The organism is Streptococcus danieliae (genome assembly GCF_013415245.1).
In the GTDB taxonomy this organism is placed as follows: Bacteria; Bacillota; Bacilli; order Lactobacillales; family Streptococcaceae; genus Streptococcus; species Streptococcus danieliae_A.
This window is the reverse complement of record NZ_JACBXX010000110.1, coordinates 1-3271: the sequence shown is the minus strand read 5'-3', so window position 1 is coordinate 3271 and position 3271 is coordinate 1. Positions and strand designations below refer to the sequence as shown.

4 protein-coding genes are annotated in these 3271 nt (G+C 43.5%); 1 reads left to right on the top strand and 3 read right to left on the bottom strand.

Annotation, left to right across the window (positions count from 1 at the left end; translation table 11 throughout):
* Window positions 1–368, bottom strand: a 368-nt coding sequence (locus HZY94_RS04495) for a reverse transcriptase domain-containing protein (protein WP_257151889.1), incomplete at its 3' end; no start/stop codon positions are given.
* A gap of 794 nt (window positions 369–1162) precedes the next feature.
* On the opposite strand from HZY94_RS04495, the gene radC reads away from it, so the two are divergent.
* Complete coding sequence (gene radC, locus HZY94_RS04490; RefSeq protein ID WP_179925175.1) at window positions 1163–1849, top strand: RadC family protein; 687 nt, start codon at window positions 1163–1165, stop codon at window positions 1847–1849.
* A gap of 56 nt (window positions 1850–1905) precedes the next feature.
* Here radC and HZY94_RS04485 read toward each other — a convergent pair whose 3' ends face one another.
* Window positions 1906–2553 (bottom strand): redox-sensing transcriptional repressor Rex, encoded by a 648-nt coding sequence (locus tag HZY94_RS04485; protein ID WP_179925174.1) that lies wholly within the window; start codon window positions 2551–2553, stop codon window positions 1906–1908.
* A 265-nt stretch (window positions 2554–2818) separates the two neighbouring features.
* Window positions 2819–3271, bottom strand: a 453-nt coding sequence (locus HZY94_RS04480; RefSeq protein ID WP_306538575.1) for a group II intron maturase-specific domain-containing protein, incomplete at its 5' end; no start/stop codon positions are given.

Here is a 3271-nt window from a genome sequence, read left to right as displayed (position 1 = left end):
TGAATAATAGCTGTCTCACAAGAGCGATTGGGACGAAAGCCATAACTATACTCTGAGAAGTGTCTTTCACAGATTGGACTGATGGTTTGAACAATCGCTTGTTGTACCATTCTGTCCATGACTGTAGGGATTCCAAGATTTCGGACGCCACCATTTGGCTTAGGAATTTCAACTCGTAAAACTGGTTGAGGTTTGTACTTCCTCTGCTTTATAAGTTCCTTGGTTTCTCGCCAATGTTGCCGTAGGAAATTATCCATTTCCTCAATGGTAACTCCGTCGATACCAGCAGAACCCTTGTTTCTTTTTACCTGATGATAGGCTTCAAGCATATTGTTCCGAGATAATATCTTATCTAGCAATTCTGACATGTGCGTATTCCTTTCTTGTTTCGGTGTCTGAGGGACATCTTAGATTCGTGAACCTTCTCCTAGTCAATACGTGACCGTCTCCAGTTCTATCAGACCGTTCTTTTACAGACACAAGTGAAGTAGGATTACTTCGGTTAATTGTTCGCCCCTTCGCTCCATTTCCATTACAGAAACTTCATCACTACTATGGGTTCGGCTGACTTCTCATGATTCGTTGTTACTACGTCTACGACGCTCATGAGACCTCACGGGATAAGTCGTATATCTTTCCTCGTTTACTCTCGTGATCTACGCATATAGGTTACGACTACCTTTTGGGACTTTAGAGTTTTCAGCCTCCTCATCCACTACATACGCCTTCATATCACATTTCTGTTCGTAGAGCCACGATTTCGCTATCCCTTCCTCTCCCCGCTACCTCACGATAGTCAGGCTTGGGAGTCGCTATTGGGTTCACCGGTAGCAGGTGCCCACAGAGGACTTGCACCTCAGATATACGACATGCCCGTCGTACTGAAAAGATTCCAAGCCACCGAGCTTGGAATCGGGGGGATTCGGGAAACTTCGGTTCCCGAATAAGGCATGGAACTCGTCAGAGGTCGCTGCCGTCCCCCACCACAGGGAATGCATCCCATATGAATTGAAAGGAAGCCATTTTTAGGCTATATTGTACTCACTATTTATAGATTGTAAAATTCTACCCACTACAGTTGACAAAGAGCCCAAAAAAAAACGGATAAAATCCGTTTTTTTGTTGGGCTTAATTTTCGAATAAATAGATGGAGGTGACGGATATGTACGAGATCAAAAATGCCAGTCCATCCCTTTTACCCAGGGAGCGACTAGTGGAAGAAGGCGCCGAGCAATTAAGCAATCAAGAGCTTCTGGCAATTCTGTTGAGGACAGGGCTTAAAGGGCAATCGTCACTCGAGATTGCCCAGCTTTTGCTGAAGCATATCACAAGCCTAGCTGAATTGCGTTACCTGACCCTGAGTGAGTTACAGGCTATTCCAGGAGTTGGTTTGGTCAAGGCGATTGAATTAAAAGCCATGGTCGAGTTAGGGAAGCGGATTGATCAAGCCAGGTTAAAAAAAGATCAGGCCGTCCTATCCAGTCATCAATTAGGTCTGCGCTTGGTCAAGGAATTAGGTTCCTTGAGGCAGGAGCATCTCCGAGCCATTTATTTGAATACCCGTAATCAGATTTTAGAAGAACGGACGATTTTTATTGGCTCTGTTAGTCGAAGCCTAGCAGAACCACGTGAAATACTTCACTATGCTGTTAAACACATGGCAACTTCCTTAATTATCGTTCACAATCATCCGTCAGGTTCTCTCAAGCCCAGTCCCAATGATGATCGGGTAACCCGCATCCTGGCAGAGGCAGCCAGTACTCTGGGAATCCAACTGTTGGATCATCTGATTATCACCCAGGAAGCTTATTTTTCCTATCGGGAGGAGGAGCGGCTGCCCCAACTGTAAAAACGAAGCTTGCAAAAAATCGAGAACATTTTCTGTTCTCGATTTTAGATAGCTGCTTATTTTTTTTCAGATCGGTTCATAAAGTAGAGAAGGGTCTGCAATTCGCTCGTTAAATCAACATATTGGACAACGACATCTTTGGGAACCGATAGGTTAACCGGTGAGAAGCTGAGAATCCCTTTAATACCGGTATTTACGAGCTGATTGGCAACTTCCTGGGCTTTCACGCTAGGTACTGTTAAAATAGCAGTTTTAACCTCAGAATCGCTTAATTTTTCTTGCAGTTGAGAGATGGGATAGATAGGAATTCCATCGTCGGTAATTGTCCCTACAGCCTCGTGTTCATCCCGGTCAAAGGCCATGACAATTTTCATTTTATTGCGCTCTTCAAAGCGGTAGTGGAGTAAAGCTTTTCCCATATTTCCAACACCAACAAGAGCTACATAAGTGATGTTATTGTCATTGAGGAGATCTGCGAAGAAGGTCATGAGTTTTTTGACATCATAACCAAAGCCTCGTCTTCCTAGCTCTCCAAAATAAGAGAAGTCTCTGCGAACAGTTGCGGCATCAATTCCAATAGCTTCGGCGATTTGTTTGGAACTAGCTTTTTCGATTTTTTCAGTATTAAAGCGCTTAAAAATACGATAGTAAAGAGATAAGCGCTTGGCGGTTGCACGAGGAATGGGTTGATTTCTCACTTCCATAATCCCTATCCCTTCCTTTCTCAAGAGTTTGTGAATTAATTATATTATAAAGGAATCAAGCCTAAAAAGCAATGAATATACTTACAAAAATTATGATAGAAGTTCTGATAGTTCTAGTATAGGAAGAGGAGTGGGGCCTTACTTTGGGGATTCGATGGGGATTTCGAAAGAAAAACCGAACTTTATCCTCTATCAGGCAAATCGAGTAGAGGCTAATTTCTAGTCCCTCTCACACCACCGTGCGTGCCGTTCGGCACACGGCGGTTCAACTAACTTTTAACGCATGTCGTTTAAGATAGAAATCTAGACAAGAAACCAGTCCTCTTTTAGTAAGGGCTGGTTTTGATATAGCTCGCTTTAAGACTGACTTTTGTGCCACTAGTTGATAGTGGTTACCCCAGCCAGATACTTTATCGGCTATCCATTTCGGAACACCTAGTTTCAGAAGTCCCCATAGTCGTCTCGATTTTTTCTTCCATTGCTTCCAGATAATGACTCGGATACGAGTTCGTAAACGCTCATCTATTTGCGTCAGTATCGTCTTCATATTACCAAGTGAGAAGTAATTTACCCAACCGCGGATAACCCAATTTAATCGTTCAATCCGTGTCGTTAGGTCAATGCTCCACTTCCTCGTCGTTAGTCGCTTCAGCTTGCGCTTAAAACTCTGTACACTATCTTGATGGGGACGGCATTTCCAGCCTTTCGGAGATTTCCA

Coding starts and splice junctions, on each gene's coding strand:
- HZY94_RS04485 (WP_179925174.1), bottom strand. CDS start 2,553: ATGGAAGTGAGAAATCAACCCATTCCTCGTGCAACCGCCAAGCGCTTA.
- radC (WP_179925175.1), top strand. CDS start 1,163: ATGTACGAGATCAAAAATGCCAGTCCATCCCTTTTACCCAGGGAGCGA.